Raw genomic sequence first — 1,072 nt, forward strand, 5'->3', positions numbered from 1 at the left:
CGTGGCCTATGTGCGTTGGGCTGCCTGCTTCACGCAGAGACCTGCCACAGGACCAGCTACGCCATGAGTGTCTCTTGTGGGTCGCTTGCCGCCATTCATACCCGAGCACACAATCCCCGAAGCCACACACAGCCAAGAAAAGAACAATGACGTCAATTGCAGTTGAATGCGTTGATGGCGTCGGCCACCTCAAGCTGAATCGCGCCAACGCGCTGAATGCGCTGGACCTGCAATTCTGCACGGAGATAGACGACGCGCTCCTCGCCCTGGACGCACGCGAGGACGTGCGGGCGATCCTCATCTCCACGTCGCTGAAGCATTTCTGCGCCGGGGCGGACATCCGGGAGATGCTGGAGATGAGCGCCGAGCAGGCCAGCGCGACCGGGTTCATCGGCTGCGTTTCGGCGCCGCCCCGGCTCCGCAAGCCCTTGATCGTCGCGGCGAGGGGACTGGCGGCGGGCGGCGGGCGGAGGGTGCGAACTGGTGGAGATGTGCGACATCGTGCTCGCCGCCGCTTCGGCGCGCTTCTGCCATCCCGAGATCACGCTGGGTGCCATGCCCGGAGCCGGCGGCACGCAGCGGCTGGCACGGGTCGTGGGCAAGCATGTCGCGCTGGACCTGCTGCTGACCGGGCGCGCCCTGAGCGCGGACGAAGCGCTTTCCGCCGGCCTGGTGTCGCGCGTGGTTCCGGATGAAGAACTCGAAGCCGCGGCCATGTCCGTCGCCCGGCTCGTGGCGTCGTACTCGAGCCCGGTCGCCTGCAGGATCAAGGCCGCGGTCAATGCGGCGCAGGTCGGGCTCGACGCCGGACTGGCCATGGAGCGCGCGCTGTTCCACGCATGTTTCTCCGAGCATGACTTTCGCGAGGGGCTCGCCGCGTTCACGGAGAAGCGCAAGCCGAGATTCGAGCATCGGTGAGGGCTCGAAGACCGGTCGCCACAGCCGGGCGGCGTGGCGGAGGTGCGGCGGATCGATCATCGCCGTAAGATTCCGCCCCCGGCGCCCCCCGCCCGCGCAGGTAAAATGCGCTTTTGCCCGCCCGCCCCCCGATGCCCGCCTCCCCCACGGCCCC

At 68.1% G+C, this 1,072-nt stretch carries 1 protein-coding gene and 1 pseudogene; both read left to right on the forward strand.

The genetic code is table 11. The features are described 5' to 3' along the window. Positions 1-146: 146 nt before the first annotated feature. A pseudogene (locus C667_RS26725) lies at positions 147-398 on the forward strand (enoyl-CoA hydratase/isomerase family protein); the annotation flags it as partial. A gap of 91 nt (positions 399-489) precedes the next feature. Further along, positions 490-918, forward strand: a complete 429-nt coding sequence (locus C667_RS26730; RefSeq protein WP_004389902.1) for an enoyl-CoA hydratase-related protein — start codon at positions 490-492, stop codon at positions 916-918. Positions 919-1,072: the final 154 nt, after the last annotated feature.

This window comes from Thauera phenylacetica B4P (assembly GCF_000310225.1).
In the GTDB taxonomy this organism is placed as follows: domain Bacteria; phylum Pseudomonadota; class Gammaproteobacteria; order Burkholderiales; family Rhodocyclaceae; genus Thauera; species Thauera phenylacetica.